We start from the raw sequence: 23,712 nt of genomic DNA, 5'->3' as shown, positions 1-23,712 counted from the left end.
TATGATTAATTAATGTCAAAACAATTTAAACATAAAGTTAAAATTTATTATGAAGATACAGATGCAGGTGGTGTAGTTTATTACGCAAACTATTTAAAATATTTAGAGAGAGCTCGATCTGAAGCTATATATTCGTTAGGATTAACAAATACTAATCTTCAAAAAGAGCATGATTCACTAATAATCGTAAAGTCTTGCAACATTGAATACAAAAAACCTGCAAGATTTGAAGATGAACTAGAAATAATATCTTCAATATTATCAAAAACCAGAACTTCTTTTACAATGAAACAGATTATAAAAAAGAATGAAGAAATAATATCTGAAGCTACTGTTCAATTAGTAACTGTAAATAAAGAGGGTAAACCAATTAAAATACCTGAAATTTTAAATAACTTATTAAATTAATTTCAATACCCTGTTGAATAACTGCACCATTTTCTTTTCATTTATTCTTCCAGTATTCACATTTCTAGGACTTGGGTGATAGCAGCCAATCAATAATATATTGTTAGGTAATTTAAATACCTTATTATGTTTAAATTTAATATTTTCATTAAAGTTATAATTAGATTTATAAAAGTATTTGCAAGCATCAAATGCAATTTTTCCTAGAGCAACTATAACTTTAAGGTCTTTAAGAAAATTTATTTCTTGATTAAAGTATTTAAAACATTGATCTAATTCTTTTTTTAATGGTTTATCTTCAGGTGGAACACATTTTAAAGCAGTAGTAATAAACGCGTTTTTTAATTTCAGTCCATCATCAAGATAATCTGAGTTTGGTTGATTAGCGATTTTTACTTTGTGTAAACACTTGTATAAAAAATCTGACGATTTATCGCCTGTAAAAACCCTTCCCGTTCTATTTCCACCATGAGCTGCTGGAGCTAATCCAACAAGCAAAATTTTTCCATTTGTGTCTCCATAGCCTGTAATTGGCTTTCCCCAATATTTTTCATTAATAAATTGTTTTCGTTTTTGAATAGAAATTTTCGTTCTAAAATTAACTAGTCTTTTGCATTTGATACATTTAATAATAGAATTATTAAGTTTATTAAAATTTTTTTTCATTAAATGAAAATATTTAAATTATTTTTATTAATCATTATATCTTTAGTATTTTCAAACCAAGTATTTTCTGAGGATAAAATTTTAGAAAGTTTAGAAGAGGGTGGTAAAATAATATTTATTAGACATGCTTATGCACCTGGTGGAGGTGATCCAGAAAATTTTGATATAAATGATTGTTCTACACAAAGAAATTTAAATGATGAGGGCATTACTCAATCAAAATATATTGGAGAATTTTTTAAAACAAAAAAAATTAAAATTGATAAAGTTTTATCGAGCGAGTGGTGTAGGTGTAAAGATACTGCAAAATTTGCCTTTAATAATTTTGAAACATTTGATGCATTAAATTCTTTTTATTCTACAAAATTTGCTAAAAATGAGAAAAGACAAATTAAGGATCTTAAGAAATATATAAAAAATTGGAAAAGTAATAAAAATTTAATTTTAGTTACACATTATGTCGTTATTTCATCGATGTTAAATATAGCAGTAAGCTCGGGTGAAATAGTTGTTTCTGATAAAAATTACGAAATTATTGGATCAATTGAGACAATGTGAGTATAATTATATCAAATTAAATTATGTCTTCAAAAAGAGCAATGAAACAAGCGCAAAAGCAAAACTACGCACGATTTAAAAATAATTTTTCTTCTAACTCTAATAATCCATTTAAAAGAAAAACTATTAAAAATACGAAATCGAATTCTTCAACTAAAAAATAATTTAAAATTAAATTAATTTTCTTTTTTTTCAGCGTAATATAAAGCTATCGCAAAAAGAGCTGTCCAAATCATTCCTAAAATAGCTTTAGGACTAGTTTCAGCACTCCAAATATCTAATACAAACATGCCAATAATAATACCGATAACATAAATTATAATTGCTAAATTTGTTTTATTCATTTTATTAAATTCTTTTTAAATAATGACATTCCATTATTTACCTTGTGATCATAAGACTCTTTAAAACTTTCTAATTGCCAACCAGTCATTCGTTCTTGAATTTCTTTAAGATTTTTATTTTTCCACTCATCAGTTGTAGATGTATCTTTCCAAATTCTTTTTTCTTCATTGTTTCTAGCACAGCCATAACAATAACCAGTTACCGGGTCTGTTCTACATATACTGATACAAGGCGAAACAATCATAATTTTTTTAATTTTTTTATACTTTTACACTATTATTCGGATTGGACAAATTAGTTCAATAATATATAAGACTGCATAATTTAACTGGGGCGATGGCGGAATTGGTAGACGCGCTGGTCTTAGGAACCAGTCGAGCAATCGGTGAAGGTTCGAGTCCTTTTCGCCCTACCATTTAAAATTATGAAAGTAACAGTAGAAAATAAAAAAGGTTTACAGAAAGATCTAAAAGTTTTCATCGATAAAAAAACTATCTCCGGATATATGGATGAAAAGTACGATGAAATCAGGAAAGACGTAGTTCTTAAAGGATTTAGACCTGGAAAAGTTCCAACAGAAATTCTTAAAAGACAGTTTGGTAAAGCTGTTTATGGAGAAGTTATTGATAAAGTTTTAAAAGATACAACTACAAAAGCGCTTGAAGAGAATAAAATTAAACCAGCTGGACAGCCTAAAATTGATTTAAAATCTTTTGGAGAAGGAAAAGACTTAGAATATATAATTACTGTAACAGAATTACCAAATATAGATGTTTCATCTATCAACAAAATCAAAGTAGATGATTATGAGGTGAAAATTGACAATACTGAAACAGATAAAAGAATTGATCAAATTGCAAAGAGCCAAAATAATTTTAAAGAAGTAGATGAAAAATACACGGCAAAAACTAAAGACTTAGTAGCGTTTGATTATAAAGCAACAGTTGATGGTAATAACTTTGAAGGAAACGAAGGAAAGAATACACAATTAGTTCTTGGCAAAGATTTGTTTATCAAAGGCTTTGATAAACAATTGGAAGGAGTAAAAAAAAATGACACTAAAAAAGTTGAAGTAAATCTTCCAGAAAACTTTCCAAAAAAAGAATTAATAAATAAAAAAGCAGTATTTGACTGTAAAATTAATTCTGTAAAATCTCCTGAAGATGTGAAAATTAATGATGATTTTGCAAAAACATTAGGTGCTACGGATTTAAATAATTTAAAAGAATTAATATCAAAACAAATAAATGATGAGTTTAAAAATTCACTTGATTTAATATCTAAAAAACAGATTTTAGAACAAATAGAAAAACAAAAATTAGATGATCTTCCTCAGAATTTAATTGAACAAGAAGTTCAGATTTTATCCCAAGGAATGAAGGAAGATGAATTAAAGAAAAATAAGAAATCTCTTGAAGAACAAGCTCAAAAAAGAATTAAAACTGGTTTAATTCTAAATGCTTTTGGAGAAAAAAATAATATTAAAGTTTCTCAAGATGAAGTGAATGCTGAAATTCAAAAACAATTTAGAATGATGCCAGGTCAAGAAAAAATGGTAAAGGAGTACTATGAAAAAAATCCATCAGCAATTGATGGTATTAGAGGATCGATTTATGAAGAAAAAATCATAAATGAAATAAAAAAATCAGCAAAAGTAAACAAAAAACAAATTTCTAAAAATGAGGCTGAAAAGATATTAAAAGCTGAAAACGAAAAAAACTTAAAAGAACAAGAGAAATTAGCAAAACAAAGCACTGATGAAAAAAAAACAAAAGTAAAAGAAAATAAAGAAACAGTTTCTAAAAAACCCAAAACCCCCGCAAAGAAAAAAGTCCAAGCAAAAAAGGTTAGCAAAAAGTAATCACAAGTTGTATAAGTAAAATCGAATCAACTTATGACATCAAAATTATCCGAGCAGCTCAATACTCTTGTCCCTATGGTTGTGGAACAATCCAGTAGAGGTGAAAGAGCTTATGATATTTACTCAAGACTTTTAAAAGAAAGAATTGTTTTTGTAGTAGGGCCAATTAACGATACCGTTGCTTCATTAGTAACAGCACAATTATTATTTTTAGAAAGTGAAGATCCAAAAAAAGAAATATCTTTATATATAAACAGCCCAGGCGGATTGGTAACTGCTGGATTAGGTATATATGATACTATGCAATATATTAAACCAGAAGTTAACACTTTATGTATCGGTCAGGCTGCTAGCATGGGGTCTTTTTTATTAGCAGCAGGCGCAAAAGGAAAAAGATTTTCACTTCCAAATTCAAGAATTATGGTTCATCAACCATCAGCAGGATTTCAAGGTCAAGCTACAGATATAGAAATACATGCTAATGAAGTTTTATCTTTGAAAAAAAGATTAAATGAAATTTATTCGAAACATACAGGAAAGTCAGTTGATGAAATTAAATCTGCATTAGAAAGAGATAATTTCATGACCCCAGATAATGCAAAAGATTTCGGATTAATAGATAAAGTAGTAGAGAAGAGAGAATAAACAACTATATCTAGTTAATCCACAACCTCCACTTGATTAAGAAGAGTTAATTGTAATAGAGTATTAAAATTGATTCGATATAAAAAATTATGAGTAATAATAAAAATATTCTTTACTGTTCTTTTTGTGGGAAAAGCCAGCACGAAGTTAGAAAATTAATTGCAGGTCCAACTGTTTTTATTTGTGATGAATGTGTTGAGCTTTGTATGGATATTATTAAAGAGGAGAGCAAAGACACATTTGTAAAACATCAGGATGGTTTACCATCTCCAAAAGAAATTTGCACAGTTTTAGATGATTATGTAATTGGTCAAGATCACGCAAAAAAAGTTTTGTCAGTTGCTGTTCATAATCATTACAAAAGATTGAATTACGAAAATAAAACGAGCAAAACAGTTGAGCTTTCAAAATCAAACATAATGTTAGTTGGACCAACTGGTTGTGGTAAAACATTGCTTGCTCAAACATTAGCAAGAATATTAGATGTTCCGTTTACTATGGCAGATGCAACAACCTTAACTGAAGCTGGTTACGTTGGTGAGGATGTTGAAAATATTATTCTAAAACTTTTACAAGCTGCAGATTACAATGTTGAAAAAGCTCAAAGAGGAATAGTTTATATTGATGAAGTTGATAAAATCAGTCGTAAATCTGAAAATCCATCTATTACTAGAGATGTTTCAGGTGAAGGCGTTCAACAAGCTTTATTAAAAATAATGGAAGGTACAGTTGCCAGTGTTCCTCCCCAAGGTGGTAGAAAACATCCACAACAAGAATTTCTTCAAGTAGATACAACTAATATATTATTTATTTGTGGCGGTGCTTTTTCGGGGTTAGATAAAATAATTTCTCAAAGAGACAAAGGTTCCTCTATTGGCTTTGGTGCAGAGGTGAAAAGTATTGAAGATAAAAAAACTGGAGAATGGATGAAAAATCTTGAACCAGAAGATTTATTAAAATACGGTTTGATACCCGAATTTATTGGCAGACTTCCAATTACAGCAACTTTAGAAGATTTAGATGAAAAATCATTAGTTAAAATTTTATTAGAGCCAAAAAATTCTTTAATAAAACAGTATCAGGAGCTATTTAAACTTGAAGGAGTAAAACTTACCTTTAAAGATCAAGCAGTTAAAGATATAGCAAATAAAGCAATTAGCAAAAAAACAGGTGCGAGAGGCTTAAGGTCTATACTTGAAAATATTTTGTTAAAGACAATGTTTGATTTACCTAGTCAAGAAAATATAGAGGAAGTAATCATCGATTCTGGTGCGGCGAAAGGTGTTTCACAACCTGTTATCGTACATTCCAAGAACAAATCTAAGTCTGATAAGACTTCAGCGGCTTAAAAACTAGTTAATAAAGAACTATTTTCTATTGCAATATATTATTTAATATCCATATTTGCCGTATGGAAGTTAAAGTTACACAACCGTTATTACCTTTGAGAGACATAGTTGTCTTTCCTAGCATGGTCATACCTTTATTCGTTGGTAGAGATAAATCTATTACAGCTTTAAATGAAGTGATGAAAGGTGACAAAAAAATTGTATTAGTAACTCAAAAAAATTCAGAGGTAGACGACCCAAAGAAAAATGATGTGTTTTCATACGGATGCGAAAGTAACATTTTGCAATTATTAAAATTACCTGATGGGACAGTCAAAGTTCTAGTTGAGGGAATTAAAAGAGTAAAACTCGTTGATTTTAAAGATGATGAAAAATTTATTTCTTGCACATTTGAGTATCTAAAAGATATTTTAGTTAAAAATGAAGATCTACTTCCTCTTGCACTAACAGCTGTAAGAAGATTAGAAAAACTAACTTCTATTAATAAAAAAGTTTCAACAGAAACCATAAACAACATTAAACAACTTAAAGATCCATCAAAAATTGCAGACAATATTGCATCTCACTTAAATGCCACTATTTCTGAAAAACAACAAATTTTTGAAACATTGGATGTTAAAAAAAGGCTAAGCGGTGTTATCAAAATAATGGAGAATGAGACAAGTATTATCGGTGTTGAGAAGAGAATTAGAGGTCGTGTTAAAACACAAATGGAGAAAACTCAAAGAGAATATTATTTAAATGAGCAGCTAAAAGCTATTCAAAAAGAACTTGGTGAAATTGAAGATGGCAAAGACGAGACTACAAGCCTAAAGAAATCAATTCAAAAAGCTAAAATGCCTAAGGAAGTTGAAAAAAAGTGTATGGCTGAACTTAAAAAACTAAAGAATATGAGCCCAATGTCAGCTGAAGCTACAGTGGTTAGAAATTATCTAGATTGGATGATAGATATTCCATGGTTTAAAAAAGATAAAGTTGATATAGATTTAAATAAAGCTTTAAAAATATTAGATGAAGATCATTTTGGATTAGAAAAAGTAAAAGAGAGAATTATTGAGTTTTTAGCAGTCCAAAAAAGAATGGATAAGATTAAAGGTCCAATTCTTTGTTTAGTAGGCCCCCCGGGTGTTGGAAAAACTTCATTAGGAAAATCAATAGCAAAAGCAACAAACAGACAGTTTGTAAGAATGTCATTAGGCGGTGTTAGAGATGAGGCTGAAGTAAGGGGTCATAGAAGAACTTATATTGGGTCACTACCTGGAAAAATTATTCAAATGATGAAAAAAGCTGGAACAAAAAATCCATTATTTTTGTTAGATGAAATAGATAAAATTGGAAATGACTATAGAGGAGATCCATCCTCAGCTTTATTAGAAGCCTTAGACCCTGAGCAAAATACAACTTTTAACGATCACTATTTAGAAGTTGATTACGATTTATCAGATGTAATGTTTGTTACGACTGCAAATACCCTTAACATTTTACCTCCTCTTCTAGATAGAATGGAAGTCATACGAATTCCAGGATATACAGAGGATGAAAAAATCAATATAGCTAATAAATACCTTCTACCAAAACAAATAAAAGATAATGGGGTTAAAGAAGGAGAAATGAATTTAGAAGATGGAACTATTAAAGAGATAATAAGAAGTTACACAAGAGAATCAGGTGTCAGAAATCTTGAAAGAGAAATATCTAAAGTCACAAGAAAAGTAGTAAAAAAAGTTGTAAATAACGAAGAAAAAAAAGTTGATGTAAATGCAAAAAATGTTTCTGACTTTTTAGGAATTAAAAAATTTAAGTTTGGTGAGTTAGAGTCGGAAAATAAGACAGGAATTGTAATTGGATTAGCTTGGACAGAGTTTGGTGGAGAAATTCTAAAAATAGAAACTGTAAATATGCCAGGAAAGGGAAGAATGCAAATTACCGGAAAGCTTGGTGATGTTATGCAGGAATCTGTTAAAGCAGCAAAATCTTTTGTAAGATCGAAGAGTTTAGAGTATGGAATAATTCCTCCTTTGTTTGAGAAAAAAGATTTTCATATCCACGTACCAGAGGGAGCGACTCCTAAAGATGGACCTTCTGCTGGAATTGCAATGGTAACATCAATAGTATCATCTATAACTAATATTCCTGTAAATAGAGAAATAGCTATGACAGGAGAAGTTACTGTAACAGGTCAAGTTTTGGCAATAGGTGGTTTAAAAGAAAAATTATTAGCTGCTCATCGCGCTGGTGTTAAAAAAGTTTTAATTCCAAAAGAAAATGAGAAAGATCTGGCAGATGTTCCACAAAAAGTTAAAGAAGATATAAATATCATACCCGTAGAGTCTGCACATGAGGTATTAAAATTAGCTTTAACAAAAGAACTTAAACCCGTTGAGTGGAACGAAGTTGAAAAAATATCAGAGACTAAAAAAGACGACAAATCTCAAGCTAGTATTCAGTAATAAACAATTTACATTATTATTTGGTTGTTGTATTAGTACCAAGATTTTGGGCGGTTAGCTCAGTTGGTAGAGCATCTCGTTTACACCGAGGGGGTCAAAGGTTCGAGTCCTTTACTGCCCACCAAAATTATGGGGGTGTAGCTCAGTTGGTTAGAGCACGTGCCTGTCACGCACGGGGCCGAGGGTTCGAGTCCCTTCACTCCCGCCACCAATAAAATCAATACTATTTGACACTAAAAATGTGACCTATCTGCTCTTTTAGTTGATATAAAAGGTGCTATATAGATTCACGATGCTTGCGGAATTTTTAAAAGATTACTTATCAATAATACTGTTCCTTGTGATTGCACTAGGTTTGAGTATGGCTTTTGTTGCAATTAATTACTTGGCATCTCCTAAAAAACCAGATCCAGAGAAATTATCTGCATATGAATGCGGTTTTGAGCCTTTCAATGACTCACGAATGGAATTTGATGTTAGATTTTATCTAGTGGCGATACTTTTTATAATATTTGATTTGGAGATAGCATTTCTATTTCCCTGGGCCATATCGTTGGGAAAAATAGGATTGTTTGGTTTCGTTTCAATGATGATATTTCTATTTATTTTGACTGTAGGATTTATCTACGAATGGAAAAAAGGAGCACTTGATTGGGAGTAAAATGAATTTAGAGCAAAGAAAAGATCAAATACCTGATGAGTTTAAACAATTAGCTCAAGATTTTAGTGATAATGGTTTTATTACCACCTCACTAGACAACCTAGTTAATTGGGCTCGAACAGGTTCACTACATTGGATGACATTTGGACTAGCTTGTTGTGCTGTAGAAATGATGCAAACCTCAATGCCTAGATATGATTTAGAGAGATTTGGTGCAGCTCCAAGAGCCTCACCAAGACAATCAGATGTGATGATAGTTGCAGGAACTTTAACAAATAAAATGGCACCAGCCTTAAGAAAAGTTTATGATCAAATGCCTGAACCAAGATACGTTATTTCAATGGGCAGTTGTGCAAATGGAGGAGGTTATTATCATTACTCTTACTCTGTAGTTCGTGGTTGTGATAAGATTGTGCCTGTGGATGTTTATGTGCCTGGTTGCCCGCCCTCTGCAGAAGCGCTTTTGTATGGAATAATGCAATTACAAAAAAAGATTAGGAACAAAGGTTCACTAGAAAGATAAAATTCAATGGAAAATTTGGAAAGTCTTGAAAAGGCTATTAACTCGGAACTAACAACAAAAATTTTATCTTCGAAAATTAAGCATGATCAAATTAATATTTGTATTGAGGATAATAATTTAATTGAAGTAATGATTTTCTTAAAAACTCATTCATCTGCAAAATTCAAACAATTAATTGATATAACTGCAGTTGATTATCCTGAGAGAGATAAAAGATTTAAAATGGTTTATTTACTTTTAAGTCACGAAAAAAATTCAAGGATAAAAATTGAATTTGATATAAAAGAAGGTGATATTTTATCTTCTTTAACCTCGATATTTCCTTCAGCTAATTGGATGGAGAGAGAAGTTTTTGATATGTATGGTGTAGAATTTAAAGATCATCCTGATTTAAGAAGAATTCTTACAGACTATGGATTTAAAGGTCATCCTTTAAGAAAAGATTTCCCTTTAACAGGTCATAATGAAGTTCGATATAGCGAAGAAGATAAAAAGGTAATTTATGAGCCTGTTAAATTAGAGCAAAATTATAGAAATTTTGATTATGAAAGCCCTTGGGAAGGAACAAAATACATAAAAGAACAAACTAAAGAATAATGGCAAAAGAAGTAAAAAAACTAAATTTAAATTTTGGCCCTCAGCATCCCGCTGCTCATGGTGTATTAAGATTAATACTTCAGTTAGATGGCGAGGTAGTTGAAAAGGCAGATCCACACATTGGATTGTTACACAGAGGTACAGAAAAATTAATTGAAAATAAAACTTACGCACAAGCAGTACCTTATTTTGATAGACTTGATTATGTTGCACCTATGAATCAAGAGCATGCATTTGCATTAGCAATTGAAAAAATCTTAAAAATAAATGTTCCTACAAGAGCCCAGTATATTAGAGTAATTTTTTGTGAAATAGGTAGAATTTTAAGTCATATATTAAATGTAACAACTCAAGCAATGGATGTAGGAGCTCTTACCCCAACACTTTGGGGTTTTGAAGAAAGAGAAACATTAATGGGATTTTATGAAAAGGTTTCAGGTTCAAGATTACATGCAAATTATTTTAGAGCTGGTGGAGTACATCAAGATCTACCAAAGGGTTTAGATTCAGAAATAGCTGAGTTTTGTGAAAAATTTCCGAAAATTATAGATGATCTTGAAACATTGTTAACTGATAACAGAATATTTAAACAAAGAAACGTTGATATAGGTATAGTTTCTAAACAAGACGCGCTCGATTATTCCTTTTCAGGTATAATGCTAAGAGGATCTGGAGTTCCATGGGATTTAAGAAAATCTCAGCCTTATGATTGTTATGAACAACTTGAATTTAAAATTCCTGTGGGAAAAAATGGTGATTGTTATGATAGATATTTATGCAGGATTGAGGAAATGAGAGAAAGTGTAAATATTATCAATCAATGTCTTACAAATTTACCAAAAGGACCAATTAAAACAAACGATGGGAAGATAAGTCCACCACCAAAAAAAGAGATAAAGCAGTCCATGGAGGCCTTAATTCATCACTTTAAACTTTTTACTGAAGGTTACAGAGTAGATGAAGATGAAATTTATACAGCTGTTGAGGCGCCAAAAGGAGAGTTTGGAGTTTATTTAATTTCTGATGGATCTAGTAAACCCTACAAATGCAAAATAAGAGCTCCAGGATTTTCTCATCTTCAAGCCATGGACTATTTAATTAAAGGTCACATGTTAGCAGATGTGCCTGCAGTATTAGGTTCTATGGATATAGTATTTGGAGAAGTTGATAGATGAGTCTAAAAAAAATTTCAAAAAATCAACCAGATAATTTTGTATTTGATAGCAATAATTTAGAAGAAGCTGAAAAAATAATTAAAAATTATCCTAAAGGTAAACAAAAAAGTGCTGTAATGGCTTTACTTTATATTGCTCAGAAACAAAATAATAATTGGATACCCTTATCAGCAATGAAATACATAGCGAAGATGTTAGATATGCCTTACATAAAAGTTTATGAAGTCGCAACCTTCTATAGTATGTATAATTTAACTCCTGTAGGAGAATATTTTTTTCAAGTATGTACAACAACCCCATGTATGATTAGAGGAGCATATAAATTAGTAGATGTTTGCAAAAAAAAAATTTCTGAAAACGAGTCTGAAATTTCTAAAAATGGTAAATCATCATGGATGGAAGTCGAGTGTTTAGGAGCTTGCGTTAATTCTCCAATGGTTCAAATTAATGATGATTATTTTGAGGATTTAGATGAGGAAAAATTTAGTAAAATTATAGATCAAATTGATAAAAATCAGAAACCAAAACCGGGCTCATACAGAGGGAGATTAAGCTCAGAGCCTGAAAATATTAGAAAGACTTTATTGAGTAATAAAAATGCTTAAAGACGAAGACAGAATATTTCAAAATTTATACAACGACTTTGGAGCAGAATTGGAATCTGCTAAAAAACGTGGAGATTGGTTAGAAACTGAGGAAATTTTTAATAAAGGTCGAAGTTGGATAATTGAAGAAATCAAAACCTCTCAACTGCGTGGTCGTGGTGGAGCAGGTTTTCCAACAGGTTTGAAATGGTCTTTTGCCCCCAAAGAAGTAGGTTCAAAACCTCATTATTTGGTTATTAATGCTGACGAGTCTGAGCCAGGAACGTGTAAAGATAGAGATATTTTAAGATTTGAACCCCATAAATTAATAGAGGGATGTCTAATAGCTTCATACGCAGTCAACGCCCATACCTGCTACATTTATATAAGAGGTGAATATTTTAATGAAGGTCAAAAACTTCAAAAAGCTATTGATGAAGCATATAGCAATGGATTAATTGGGAAAAATGCATCATCAACTGGATGGGATTTTGATATATTCATTCACTATGGAGCTGGCGCATATATATGTGGAGAGGAAACTGCGCTTTTAGAAAGTTTAGAAGGAAACAAAGGTCAACCAAGACTAAAACCACCTTTTCCAGCATTGATAGGTTTGTATGGCTGTCCAACAATTATTAATAATGTTGAAACAATTGCAGTAGTTCCAACAATATTAAGAAGAGGAGGTAAATGGTTCTCTTCTTTAGGTAGAGAAAAAAATACAGGAACAAAAATTTTTTGTATTTCAGGCAATGTTAACAATCCATGCAATGTTGAGGAAGAAATGGGTGTACCTTTAAAAGATTTAATTGAGAAACATGCGGGGGGAGTTGTCGGAGGCTGGGATAATTTAAAAGCTGTTATACCTGGTGGATCCTCAATGCCTTTATTATCAAGAGAAGTTTGTGATACTATAAAAATGGATTTTGACGCTTGTGTCGAAAATAAAACTGGGCTTGGAACTGCTGGTATTGTTGTTATTAATAAAGATCAAGACATAATTAAATGTATGGCAAGGATTGCCAGATTTTATAAACACGAAAGCTGCGGACAATGTACTCCATGTAGAGAAGGATCTGGCTGGATGTGGAGAATGTTAGAAAGAATGGCAAAGGGTGAGGCAACTAGAGACGAGGTTGACATGTTGATGGATGTTACAAAACAAATTGAGGGACATACAATTTGTGCATTTGGTGAAGGTTCATCATGGCCAGTACAAGGTTTAATAAGAAATTTTAAAGATGAAATTTTAGAGAGAAATAAATATGATCCATTAATTCAAAGAAAAAAAGAAGTTCCTTATTTAGTAGATCAACATCTTTTGGAAAAAGAAAATGCTTAAATTAAAAGTAAATGACATTGATGTTGAAGTTGAAGAAGGTTTGACAGTTCTTCAAGCTTGTGAACAGGCAGGAGTAGAAATTCCTAGATTTTGTTATCACGAAAAATTGTCTATTGCTGGAAATTGTAGAATGTGTCTAGTAGAAATGGAAAAATCTCCAAAACCTGTAGCTTCATGTGCAATGCCTGCAGCTGATGGAATGGTAATAAGAACAAATACTGAAAAAGTTGAGAAATCAAGAAAAGGAGTTATGGAATTTTTATTAGCAAATCACCCTTTAGATTGTCCTGTTTGTGATCAAGGTGGCGAATGTGACTTGCAAGATCAGTCTATGTTCTATGGAATTGATAAAAGTAGGTTCAAAGAAAACAAAAGGTACGTACCTGAAAAATACATGGGTCCTTTGATAAAAACCCAGATGACAAGATGTATACATTGTACTAGATGTGTAAGATTTGCAACTGAAGTTGCAGGTGTTCCTGAGCTAGGCGCAATAGGAAGAGGCGAAGACATGCAAATCACCACTTACTTAGAAAAAGCTATGGAGTCAGAGTTATCAGCTAATGTAATTGATTTATGTCCTGTTGGAGCACTTACATCGAAACCTTATGTTTTTGAGGCAAGGCCATGGGAACTAAAAAAAACTGAAACCATAGATGTTATGGATGCAGTTGGCTCAAATATAAGAGTTGATACTTATGGTTGGGAAGTAAAAAGGGTATTACCTAGAATAAATGATGAAATAAATGAAGAATGGATTTCTGATAAAACTAGATATTCATGTGATGGCTTAAAAAATCAACGTTTAGATACACCTTATATAAAAAAAAATAAAAAATTTGAAAAAATTTCATGGAAAGAGGCTTATACAAAAATTTTTCAAAAAATTTCTGAAACTCAATCTGATAAAATTGCAGCTTTGACAGGCGATATGACAAATATGGAAACAATGTTTGCATTAAAAGAATTCTTTGAAAAAACAATAAGGTCAGAAAATCTAGACTCAAGATCCGAGAATTTTTATGTAAATGCATCAGAAAGAGAAAACTTTATATTTAATTCTAAAATTGAAGGAATTGAAGAGTCTGATTTAATTATTTTAGTGGGTGCTAATCCAAGATTTGAAGCAACAATACTTAATTCTAGGATCAGAAAGAACTATATTAAAAATAAAATCCAAATTTATTCTTTAGGAGATGTTGGTGATTTAACCTATCCTTATAAAATATTAGAAAACTCTACAAAAACAATTAAAGATATAGTAAATCATACTCACAAAATTTCTGAAGAGATTTATAATTCAAAAAAGCCTATTTTTATAATTGGTCAATCAGCATTAAAACTGAATTCATCTATTTATATATTTGAAGAGTTAAAAAAATATCTTCAAAGCAAAAATAAAATTAATGAAGAATGGAATTCATTAAATATCTTATCAAATAATGCCTCTACAGTTGGGTCGTATTATTTAAATGTTCTAAGCTCAAACGATGGATCTAATCAAACACTCAAAAAAATTCATAACAATGAAATGGAAGTGGTTTTTTTATTTGGTCAAGACAATTTAAAATTTCAAAAGAAAAATGAATTTATTATTTATGTAGGGAGTCATGGAGATAATGGTGCTTCTTTAGCAGATATAATATTACCAGCTGCAGCTTTTACAGAACAAGATGGATATTTTGCAAATTTAGAGGGAAAAATACAGAAATCATATAAATCTTCTTATCCTCCAGGAGATGCAAAAGAAGATTGGATAATAGTTAATGAATTAGCATCATCTATTAAAAGAAAAAAACTTTATGAGAAAAAAGAGGATCTAGATAATGCAATGTTAAATTTTTTAAAAATAAACCCTTCAAATAAAAAATTTCAAATTCCAAATTATGAATTTTTAGATGAAAAAATTCTTTTAGATAACATTGATTATTACCATTCAAATGTTATCGCTCGGGCATCAAAAACAATGGGTGAATGTAAAAGCATAAGGACAAATTTTAAAAAAACAGGTACTGAGGGATAATGCCAGAGTACGCTTCAATTCTTTTTTCAGAAGTTCTTAAAATTATAATGTTACTTGTGCCTGTTTTAGTTTCTGTTGCAATGATAGTTTGGTTAGATAGACGAGTTTGGGCGTTTGTACAAAAAAGAAGAGGTCCAAATGTTGTTGGACCATTTGGTTTACTTCAATCTTTAGCTGATGCTTTAAAATATATTTTCAAAGAAATTATAATTCCTGCTAGCTCAAACAAAGTTATTTTTATTTTAGCCCCAATTATAACAATGACCCTTGCCTTAATATCATGGGCTGTAATACCTTTTAGTGAAGATTTTGTTCTTGCGGATATTAATGTAGGAATACTCTATTTATTTGCCGTATCATCCTTAGGAGTTTATGGAATTATAATGGGAGGATGGGCATCTAATTCAAAGTATCCATTTCTAGGAGCAATAAGATCTGCTGCTCAAATGGTTTCTTATGAAGTATCAATCGGAATAATAATTATCAATGTACTATTGTGTGTAGGATCGTTAAATTTATCTGACATTGTAAAAGCACAGGAAAATGTTTGGTATATAATTCCACTATTTCCAATGTTTGTTATATTTTTTATCTCAGCTTTAGCTGAAACAAATAGACCTCCTTTTGATTTACCGGAAGCTGAAGCAGAACTTGTTGCAGGGTATCAAACTGAATATTCTGGAATGATGTATGCAATGTTCTGGTTAGGTGAATACGCTAATATTCTATTAATGTGTGCATTAGGATCTATCTTATTCTTAGGTGGATGGTTGTCACCTATAAATATATTTCCATTTACTGTTATCCCATCACCAATATGGTTAATACTTAAAATTTTGTTATTATTTATCTTATTCGCTTTAGTTAAAGCAATTGTTCCAAGATACAGATATGATCAATTAATGAGACTTGGTTGGAAAGTTTTCTTGCCTTTATCTTTAACTTGGGTGGTATTAACAGCAGGATATTTAATGTATTTTGATCTATTACCAGGAAACTAAAATGAAAATAAAAAGATTTTTTAAAACAATATTGATGATTGATTTTGTAACTGGATTATTAATAGCAATAAAAGAGTCTTTTAGACAAAAAAAAACAATAAATTATCCATTTGAAAAAGGTTCTGTTAGCCCACGAGCCAGAGGTGAGCATGCTTTAAGAAGATATCCGAACGGAGAAGAAAGATGTATTGCGTGTAAATTATGTGAAGCAGTTTGCCCAGCACAAGCAATTACTATTGAATCGCAGGAGAGATCAGATGGTAGTCGTAAAACGACTAGATATGATATTGATATGCTTAAATGTATATATTGTGGATTGTGCGAACAATCCTGCCCTGTAGATGCAATAGTGCAAGGACCAAATTTTGAATTTGCCACAGAAACAAGAGAAGAACTTTATTATAACAAAGAAAAGTTATTAGAAAATGGAGATAGATGGGAAAGTATTTTGGCAGCAAATATTAATGCTGACAGTTCTCATCGATAATTAAATGATAGCACACGCAGTTGTTTTTTATATTTTTTCATTTATTGCAATTGTCTCTGCAATAATGGTAACAGCTTCAAGAAATACAGTTCACTCAGTTTTTTTTTTAATTTTAGATTTCATAAGCATATCATGTCTTTTTATTATGATAGGAGCAGAATTTTTGGGAATGATAATGTTAATTGTTTATGTGGGAGCTGTTGCGGTGTTATTTCTTTTTGTAGTAATGATGTTGAATGTTGCTCAGCAGAAAAATGAATGGTTTGTTGCAAGTGATAGCAGCTCTCATATACCTATAGGTCTCTTAGTAAGTTTAGTTATTTTTTCAGAATTATTGATTGTCGTTGGTGGATGGAAGTATAAAGCTGAACTTCAAGATTCTATTAACATAAATCTGAATTTAAATTTAACAAATACCCAGTCATTAGGTAATGTTATTTATACTGATTACGTGCACTTATTTCAATTATCAGGAATGGTTCTTTTAGTTGCTATGATTGGAGCAATTGTCCTCACTTTTAGAAAAAGATCTGGCTTAAAAACACAAAGCTATTTAAGACAAATTTCCAGAGAAAGAAACGAGGGTGTTGAATTGATAGATGTAGAAACAAAAAAGGGAGTTAAAATAGATGCTTAGTATTGGTCTTGGTCATTATTTAACTCTTGCTGCCATTATATTTACTATTGGGGTAGTAGGTATTTTTTTAAATAGAAAAAACGTTATTGTTATTCTTATGAGTATTGAGTTAATTTTGTTATCTGTAAATATAAACTTGGTCTCCTTTTCTATTTTTATTAATGATCTCAGTGGTCAAGTATTTACACTATTTATATTAACAGTAGCTGCAGCTGAGGCTGCCATAGGATTAGCAATTATAGTAATTTATTATAGGAATTCTGGAACAATTAGAGTTGAAGAGATTGACAGTTTAAAAGGATGAAATGGGATATTATATTTTATTTTTACCACTCGCTGCATCAATAATATCTGGATTTTTTGGAAAATTTATTGGAGATAAAGCATCCCAATTAGTTACAAGTTTGTTTGTTTCCATATCAGCTTTTTTATCAATCATCGTTTTGTATAATGTTATAGCTACAGGATACTCAGAAAACTTAATTATTGCTAAATGGATAAATTCAGGAAGTCTTAATGTAAATTGGTCAGTAAATATTGATCCACTTTCTGCAGTTATGCTTGTCGTTGTTACATTGGTCTCAGCTATAGTCCATATATATTCAATTGGCTACATGTCTCATGATCCACATAAGTCACGTTTCATGTCTTATTTATCATTATTCACATTTGCAATGTTAACTCTTGTTACATCTGATAATTTTATACAATTGTTTTTTGGCTGGGAAGGTGTTGGATTATGTTCATACTTTTTAATCGGATTCTGGTTTAAAAAAGAAAGTGCAAATAAAGCGGCGATTAAGGCATTTATCGTAAACCGAGTTGGGGATTTTGGATTTGCTTTAGGTATTTTTTTAATTTTTTATTTATTTGGTACTGTTAACTACAATGAAGTTTTTCAACAAATCCCAAATATATTAGATAAAAAATTAAATTTTCTTGGTTTTAATATCAATTCTGTAGACTTAATTTGTTTACTTTTATTCGTTGGTGCAATGGGTAAATCTGCACAATTTTTACTTCATACATGGCTACCAGATGCAATGGAAGGTCCTACACCCGTATCAGCACTTATTCATGCTGCAACGATGGTAACAGCTGGAGTATTTTTGGTTGTAAGATGTTCACCAATTTACGAATACTCCGAATTAGCTTTATCTGTTGTAACAATTATTGGAATGGTAACAGCAATTTTTGCTGCGAGTGTTGCTTTAGTTCAGACAGATATTAAAAAAATTATTGCATATTCAACTTGCAGTCAATTAGGGTATATGTTTTTTGCGGCAGGTGTTGGGGCATATAATGTTGCAATGTTTCATTTATTCACTCATGCTTTTTTTAAAGCGCTTTTATTTTTAGGCTCTGGTTCTGTAATTCATTCGTTTAAAGATGAGCAAAATATTAATTTAATGGGAGGTGTCTGGAAAAAACTACCTTACACATATAGCTTAATGTTAATTGGAACCCTAGCGCTCACTGGGTTTCCTTTGTTATCAGGATTTTACTCAAAAGATGCAATTATTGAATTTGCATATTTAAGTGGAAACAATGTTGGAACGTATGCAGCCTACATTGGAATTTTCACAGCTTTTTTAACATCAATATATTCATGGAGACTAATTTTTAAAACTTTTCATGGCACTTATAATAATTCAGAAATAAATATTGATAGTATGCATGAGTCACCACCAACAATGCTTATACCACTTATTGTTCTTGCAATTGGTGCAATTTTTGCTGGTATGCTATTTAAAGATCTATTTATTGGGAAAGAATTATCTTATGCATTTTGGAATAGTTCAATTAAATTTCTTGAACCATTAAGTACAGATCATCCACCTAATTGGTTTTTATTTTTAACACCATCTTTAGTTGTCATATCAATACCATTATCATTTTATCTATTTGTAAGAAATTTGTCTGTCGTAGATGAAATTGTTAAAATAAATAAACCACTTTATATTTTTTTACAAAAGAAATGGTATTTCGATGAACTTTATGACTTTATTTTTGTAAATCCGTCGAAAAGAATTGGAAAGTTTTTATGGAAACAAATTGACGGGTCAGTTATTGATAGGTTTGGCCCTGATGGAATATCTAAAGTTATAAAAAATTTTTCAGCTAGAGCTGTTAAATTTCAAAGTGGATATATCTATCAATATGCATTTATAATGCTTCTTGGTTTCTCAGTTTTATTAACTTTATTAATCTTAGTATAATGGACTTTCCAATCATTTCATCTTTGATAATATTACCAACAATTGGTGCTCTATTTATTTTATTTACGAAATCATCAAATAGTAAATATCAAAGCAGTAAATATGTTGCATTATTCATATCATTAGCTAACTTTATTCTCTCAATATATCTTTGGTTAATTTTTGATAAATCTTCTATTAATTTTCAATTTGTGGAAAATAGAGAATGGTTATCTGGTTTTATTAACTATAAAGTGGGAGTTGATGGAATTTCAATTTTATTTATTTTACTTACAACTTTTATAACACCAATTTGTATAATTTCTGTAATTTCAACAATTAAACACCGTTTAAAAGATTTTTTAATAGCAATCCTTATAATGGAAACTCTAATGATTGGAGTTTTCTGCTCCCTCGATTTGATAATTTTCTATTTATTTTTTGAAGGTGGCTTAATACCTATGTTCCTAATTATCGGTATCTGGGGTGGTGAAAGAAGAGTTTATTCAGCCTTCAAATTCTTTTTATATACCTTGCTAGGTTCAGTTTTAATGTTGATTGCAATAATATCTATTTATTGGATATCTGGAACAACTGATGTTGAAAAGTTGTATGAAATTGGAATTGGAGAACAATATCAAAAACTTTTATGGTTGGCTTTCTTTAGTTCATTTGCAGTAAAAACACCTATGTGGCCGGTGCACACTTGGTTGCCAGATGCTCATGTTGAGGCACCAACTGCTGGATCTGTTTTGCTTGCAGCAATATTACTAAAAATGGCTGGGTATGGATTTATAAGATTTTCTGTTGGATTATTTCCAATAGCCTCTGAATATTTTGTGCCACTTGTCTTTGCATTAAGTTTGATTGCAATTATTTACACATCTTTAGTTGCTCTAATGCAGGAAGATATGAAAAAGTTGATTGCTTATTCTTCAGTTGCGCATATGGGTTTTGTAACACTTGGAATTTTTACCATGACTCAACAAGGCATTGAGGGCAGTATATTTCAAATGATCAGTCATGGATTGGTATCGGCAGCTCTATTCTTAAGCGTTGGTGTTGTTTATGATAGAAATCATACAAGATTGATAAAAAAATATGGTGGGTTAGTAACTGTGATGCCAAAATATGGTATCGTATTTATGATATTTGCCCTAGGTTCTCTAGGACTTCCAGGGACAAGTGGATTTATTGGTGAATTTCTAATTCTAATGGGCACATTCAAAAAAAGTTTTCTAGTTGCAACTATTGCAAGTTTAGGTGTTATTTTGGGAGCAGCATACATACTTTGGATGTACAAAAGAGTTGTTTTTGGCGAAATAATTCATGAAGAAATTAAAAGTATGAAAGATCTAAAAAAATTTGAGTTATTAATTCTTCTTTTATTAGCAATACCAATTATATTTTTTGGATTTTATCCAGAGCCATTAATAAATTCAATTGAAACATCTGTATCCAGTTTGATAGATAACTATAATACAAATTTAACACAAAGTATTGCAAAGAAATAATGGAAAATTTAGAAATAATCTTACCTGAAATATTTTTATCACTAACAATAATGTTCTTGCTTCTATTTGGGGTTTTTAAAAATAATAGCTCAAAATTAATATATAATTTAACAACTCTTAGTTTGATTATACTGTTTGCTTTATTATTAAATCTTTACCAAGTTTCAGATTTATCAATTTTTAATAATAGTTACAAAGTTGATAGTTTGGCAACATTCATGAAATTATTGACCATTGGGTCTGGGGTTTTTGTGATGCTTACTTCCTCAAAATATATTGAAATTAATAATATTAACAAAATGGAATATCCAATTTTAATATTAAGTTCTATTTTAGGAATGATGGTAATGATCAGTTCAAACGATTTAATTGTATTTTATATGGGTCTTGAATTACAATCTTTAGCGCTATATGTACTTGCATCTTTTAATAGAGAAAATCTTCTATCTACAGAGTCTGGTCTTAAATATTTTGTACTTAGTGCTCTGTCATCAGGTTTGTTACTCTATGGTTGTTCATTAATATATGGTTTCTCAGGATCTACAAATTTTAATATCATTTTAGATAATTCAAGCTCAGGTCAATATGGAATTACTTTTGGTATTGTTTTTATATTAGTTGGATTAGCATTTAAAATTTCTGCAGTTCCATTTCACATGTGGGCTCCAGATGTTTACCAAGGATCCCCTACTTCAGTAACAACATTTTTTGCTGTATTGCCAAAAATTGCAGCTCTATCTGTTTTTATAAGATTTTTGTATGTTCCATTTGCTGCAATGAACGACCAATGGCAAATGATTATTATATTTTTATCTATTGCATCTATGATTTTTGGAGCTGTAGCTGCAATAGGGCAAAAAAATCTAAAACGGCTGATAGCTTACAGCTCAATAGGGCATATGGGATACGCTTTAACTGGTTTAGCTGCTGGAACAAATCAGGGAATACAAGCATCTATAAGCTATATTGCAATTTACCTAGTTATGAATTTAGCTTTCTTTAGCTGCATGTTCATGCTGCGAAGAAACAATGAGTATTATGAAAGCATTGAGGATTTATCTGGTCTTTCCAAAAATCATCCATTGTTATCATTTTCATTACTAATAATATTATTTTCACTCGCAGGCATACCACCACTTGCGGGTTTTTTTGCAAAATTTTATGTATTTATGGCTGTAATTGAACAAAAAATGTATTTTTTAGCGATTGTAGGATTACTGTCTACTGTCATAGCTGCTTTTTACTACTTAAGAATTATAAAAATTATATATTTTGATAAAGAAAAAGAAAAATTTGAAACAGATCATCATTTTGGATTAAAGCTTACATTGGCTGTATCGACAATATTTATTTTAGCATATTTTATTTATCCTAGCGGTTTAACCAAGATAGTTTCAAAAATAAATATTATTTAATGAAATTGAAAATATTTCCGTTTAAAAAAGTTAAAAGTACAAATTCTACAGCGATAAGATTAATTAATCAGAATATAAAATTTGGTGTAGTAACCTCAGAAAGGCAATTTAAAGGAAGAGGCCAGGGGACAAATAGGTGGATATCAAATTATGGAAATATTTTTTTATCTATTTTTTTTCCTATAAAAAAAAACCTATCTATAAAAAATATAACTAAAATCAATTTAAATGTAGTTAAAAAAGTTATTAAAAAACATATAAATGAAAAGATAAATATTAAACTTCCAAATGATATATTAATAAATCAATCAAAAATTTGTGGAATACTGCAGGAAATAATTTTTAAAAACAATATAAAGTACATAATTATTGGAATTGGGATTAATTTAAATAATAGCCCGATTATACCTAATTATTGTACATCATATCTTAATAAATATAGTAAAAAAAATATTAAAAAATTAGAACTAATTAAAGAGTTGCAAAGAAACTTTGAGAAAAAAATTGAAAATTTTATATAATGATTTTATTAGGCGATATTGGTAACACAGATATAAAGATTTCTTTATACAGTAATTATAAAAAATTAATTTTGAAAAAGAGGATTAATCCACTTTTATTAAATTTTAATAAATTAAACTTTCATTTCAGTTTCTTAAAAAAATATTTAAAAAGTATAGATAAAATTTTATTTTGCTCAGTGGTCCCAAATAAATTTATAAAAATAAAAAAATATTTTGAACAAATTTCTAATAAAAAATGTTATGAATTAAAAAAAATAAAAATTGAGAAATTAATCAAAATTAAAGTAAAAAAAAATCAAGTAGGATCTGATAGACTTGCAAATGCAATATCAGTTTTAGAAACTGATAAAAATTTTATAATTATAGATTTTGGAACAGCAACAACTTTTGATATAGTAATTAATAAAAATTATATTGGAGGGGTTATTGCTCCAGGCGTTAAATTGTCACTTGATAATTTAACTAATAAAGCCTCCTTAATTCCTAAAATAAATTTAAAAAAAATTAAAAATGTTATAGGAAAAAACACATCTTCTGCAATTTATTCTGGTTTTTATCTTGGTTATAACGGTTTAATTGACAATATAATTAAATTGATTATTAAACAAACTCGAAAAAAGTTTATAATTGTTTTAACTGGTGGTTTGTCTCACTTATTTAAAAATTCAATAAATGGAAAAGTTAAACTAGACAAAGATTTAACAATAAATGGTTTATTGAAAGCATCAGATTTAATTAAGTAATAA

Annotated in this window: 25 protein-coding genes and 3 tRNA genes; 25 read left to right on the top strand and 3 right to left on the bottom strand. The window is 30.0% G+C overall.

Features of this window, described 5'->3' with window-relative positions:
* The first annotated feature begins 12 nt into the window (after positions 1-12).
* On the top strand, positions 13-408 hold the full coding sequence (locus B8063_RS00465; protein ID WP_085068459.1) for a YbgC/FadM family acyl-CoA thioesterase: 396 nt from the start codon (positions 13-15) through the stop codon (positions 406-408).
* On the opposite strand, the gene B8063_RS00460 is transcribed toward B8063_RS00465, so the two are convergent.
* A complete protein-coding gene (locus B8063_RS00460) occupies positions 400-1,074 on the bottom strand; it encodes a uracil-DNA glycosylase (RefSeq protein ID WP_085068457.1) in 675 nt (224 codons plus the stop codon). The genes B8063_RS00465 and B8063_RS00460 overlap by 9 nt on opposite strands.
* A gap of 3 nt (positions 1,075-1,077) precedes the next feature.
* On the opposite strand from B8063_RS00460, the gene B8063_RS00455 reads away from it, so the two are divergent.
* Positions 1,078-1,632, top strand: coding sequence for a histidine phosphatase family protein (locus B8063_RS00455; protein ID WP_085068455.1), 555 nt, complete (start codon positions 1,078-1,080; stop codon positions 1,630-1,632).
* A 176-nt stretch (positions 1,633-1,808) separates the two neighbouring features.
* Here the strand turns inward: B8063_RS00455 and B8063_RS07190 are convergent, their stop codons facing one another.
* Positions 1,809-1,976, bottom strand: coding sequence for a hypothetical protein (locus B8063_RS07190; RefSeq protein ID WP_198150960.1), 168 nt, complete (start codon positions 1,974-1,976; stop codon positions 1,809-1,811).
* Positions 1,973-2,221 (bottom strand): DUF1289 domain-containing protein, encoded by a 249-nt coding sequence (locus B8063_RS00450; RefSeq protein ID WP_085068453.1) that lies wholly within the window; start codon positions 2,219-2,221, stop codon positions 1,973-1,975. Before B8063_RS00450 ends, B8063_RS07190 begins: the two co-directional genes overlap by 4 nt.
* 86 nt (positions 2,222-2,307) lie before the next feature.
* On the opposite strand from B8063_RS00450, the gene B8063_RS00445 reads away from it, so the two are divergent.
* The 23 genes from B8063_RS00445 (at position 2,308) to B8063_RS00335 (ending at position 23,709) form a co-directional block, all read left to right on the top strand.
* Positions 2,308-2,392: transfer RNA gene (locus tag B8063_RS00445), tRNA-Leu, on the top strand.
* A gap of 9 nt (positions 2,393-2,401) precedes the next feature.
* Positions 2,402-3,838, top strand: a complete 1,437-nt coding sequence (tig, locus tag B8063_RS00440; protein WP_085068451.1) for a trigger factor — start codon at positions 2,402-2,404, stop codon at positions 3,836-3,838.
* 33 nt (positions 3,839-3,871) lie between these two features.
* Positions 3,872-4,483, top strand: coding sequence for an ATP-dependent Clp endopeptidase proteolytic subunit ClpP (gene clpP / locus B8063_RS00435; protein ID WP_085068449.1), 612 nt, complete (start codon positions 3,872-3,874; stop codon positions 4,481-4,483).
* A gap of 89 nt (positions 4,484-4,572) precedes the next feature.
* Positions 4,573-5,832, top strand: a complete 1,260-nt coding sequence (clpX, locus tag B8063_RS00430) for an ATP-dependent Clp protease ATP-binding subunit ClpX (RefSeq protein WP_085068447.1) — start codon at positions 4,573-4,575, stop codon at positions 5,830-5,832.
* Between the two features lie 62 nt (positions 5,833-5,894).
* Positions 5,895-8,282 carry an endopeptidase La gene (gene lon, locus B8063_RS00425; RefSeq protein ID WP_085068445.1) on the top strand — a complete coding sequence of 796 codons (2,388 nt, stop codon included), beginning with the start codon at positions 5,895-5,897 and terminating at the stop codon, positions 8,280-8,282.
* A 48-nt stretch (positions 8,283-8,330) separates the two neighbouring features.
* Positions 8,331-8,406, top strand: a tRNA-Val gene (locus tag B8063_RS00420).
* A gap of 7 nt (positions 8,407-8,413) precedes the next feature.
* A tRNA-Asp gene (locus B8063_RS00415) sits at positions 8,414-8,490 on the top strand.
* Between the two features lie 84 nt (positions 8,491-8,574).
* Positions 8,575-8,943 (top strand): NADH-quinone oxidoreductase subunit A, encoded by a 369-nt coding sequence (locus B8063_RS00410; protein WP_085068443.1) that lies wholly within the window; start codon positions 8,575-8,577, stop codon positions 8,941-8,943.
* 1 nt (position 8,944) lies between these two features.
* The gene (locus tag B8063_RS00405; protein ID WP_075521589.1) at positions 8,945-9,466 is read left to right on the top strand and encodes a NuoB/complex I 20 kDa subunit family protein; all 522 of its coding nucleotides are present in this window, start codon (positions 8,945-8,947) and stop codon (positions 9,464-9,466) included.
* Between the two features lie 6 nt (positions 9,467-9,472).
* On the top strand, positions 9,473-10,063 hold the full coding sequence (locus tag B8063_RS00400; RefSeq protein ID WP_085068440.1) for an NADH-quinone oxidoreductase subunit C: 591 nt from the start codon (positions 9,473-9,475) through the stop codon (positions 10,061-10,063).
* Positions 10,063-11,238, top strand: coding sequence for an NADH-quinone oxidoreductase subunit D (locus B8063_RS00395; RefSeq protein ID WP_085068438.1), 1,176 nt, complete (start codon positions 10,063-10,065; stop codon positions 11,236-11,238). Before B8063_RS00400 ends, B8063_RS00395 begins: the two co-directional genes overlap by 1 nt.
* Positions 11,235-11,843, top strand: a complete 609-nt coding sequence (nuoE, locus tag B8063_RS00390) for an NADH-quinone oxidoreductase subunit NuoE (protein WP_085068436.1) — start codon at positions 11,235-11,237, stop codon at positions 11,841-11,843. The genes B8063_RS00395 and nuoE overlap by 4 nt, the downstream gene beginning before the upstream one ends.
* Positions 11,836-13,167: an NADH-quinone oxidoreductase subunit NuoF gene (gene nuoF / locus B8063_RS00385; RefSeq protein WP_085068434.1), complete on the top strand. Its 1,332-nt coding sequence runs from the start codon at positions 11,836-11,838 to the stop codon at positions 13,165-13,167. The genes nuoE and nuoF overlap by 8 nt, the downstream gene beginning before the upstream one ends.
* Positions 13,160-15,190 carry an NADH-quinone oxidoreductase subunit NuoG gene (gene nuoG / locus B8063_RS00380; protein WP_085068433.1) on the top strand — a complete coding sequence of 677 codons (2,031 nt, stop codon included), beginning with the start codon at positions 13,160-13,162 and terminating at the stop codon, positions 15,188-15,190. Before nuoF ends, nuoG begins: the two co-directional genes overlap by 8 nt.
* Positions 15,190-16,191 (top strand): NADH-quinone oxidoreductase subunit NuoH, encoded by a 1,002-nt coding sequence (gene nuoH / locus B8063_RS00375; protein WP_085068431.1) that lies wholly within the window; start codon positions 15,190-15,192, stop codon positions 16,189-16,191. Before nuoG ends, nuoH begins: the two co-directional genes overlap by 1 nt.
* Before the next feature lies 1 nt (position 16,192).
* A complete protein-coding gene (gene nuoI / locus B8063_RS00370; RefSeq protein WP_085068429.1) occupies positions 16,193-16,678 on the top strand; it encodes an NADH-quinone oxidoreductase subunit NuoI in 486 nt (161 codons plus the stop codon).
* Positions 16,679-16,682: 4 nt separating this feature from the next.
* The gene (locus tag B8063_RS00365) at positions 16,683-17,315 is read left to right on the top strand and encodes an NADH-quinone oxidoreductase subunit J (RefSeq protein ID WP_085068427.1); all 633 of its coding nucleotides are present in this window, start codon (positions 16,683-16,685) and stop codon (positions 17,313-17,315) included.
* Positions 17,308-17,619, top strand: a complete 312-nt coding sequence (gene nuoK, locus B8063_RS00360; protein WP_075521598.1) for an NADH-quinone oxidoreductase subunit NuoK — start codon at positions 17,308-17,310, stop codon at positions 17,617-17,619. Before B8063_RS00365 ends, nuoK begins: the two co-directional genes overlap by 8 nt.
* 1 nt (position 17,620) lies before the next feature.
* The gene (gene nuoL / locus B8063_RS00355; protein ID WP_085068425.1) at positions 17,621-19,534 is read left to right on the top strand and encodes an NADH-quinone oxidoreductase subunit L; all 1,914 of its coding nucleotides are present in this window, start codon (positions 17,621-17,623) and stop codon (positions 19,532-19,534) included.
* On the top strand, positions 19,534-21,027 hold the full coding sequence (locus tag B8063_RS00350) for an NADH-quinone oxidoreductase subunit M (protein WP_085068422.1): 1,494 nt from the start codon (positions 19,534-19,536) through the stop codon (positions 21,025-21,027). Before nuoL ends, B8063_RS00350 begins: the two co-directional genes overlap by 1 nt.
* Positions 21,027-22,442 carry an NADH-quinone oxidoreductase subunit NuoN gene (nuoN, locus tag B8063_RS00345; RefSeq protein WP_085068420.1) on the top strand — a complete coding sequence of 472 codons (1,416 nt, stop codon included), beginning with the start codon at positions 21,027-21,029 and terminating at the stop codon, positions 22,440-22,442. Before B8063_RS00350 ends, nuoN begins: the two co-directional genes overlap by 1 nt.
* Positions 22,442-22,963 (top strand): biotin--[acetyl-CoA-carboxylase] ligase, encoded by a 522-nt coding sequence (locus tag B8063_RS00340; protein ID WP_085068418.1) that lies wholly within the window; start codon positions 22,442-22,444, stop codon positions 22,961-22,963. Before nuoN ends, B8063_RS00340 begins: the two co-directional genes overlap by 1 nt.
* Positions 22,963-23,709, top strand: a complete 747-nt coding sequence (locus B8063_RS00335) for a type III pantothenate kinase (protein ID WP_085068416.1) — start codon at positions 22,963-22,965, stop codon at positions 23,707-23,709. Before B8063_RS00340 ends, B8063_RS00335 begins: the two co-directional genes overlap by 1 nt.
* Positions 23,710-23,712: the final 3 nt, after the last annotated feature.

This window comes from Candidatus Pelagibacter sp. RS40 (genome assembly GCF_002101295.1).
Classification (GTDB): Bacteria; Pseudomonadota; Alphaproteobacteria; order Pelagibacterales; family Pelagibacteraceae; genus Pelagibacter.
Note: the sequence above shows the minus strand (reverse complement) of the source record. Positions and strands in the feature narration are given on the sequence as shown.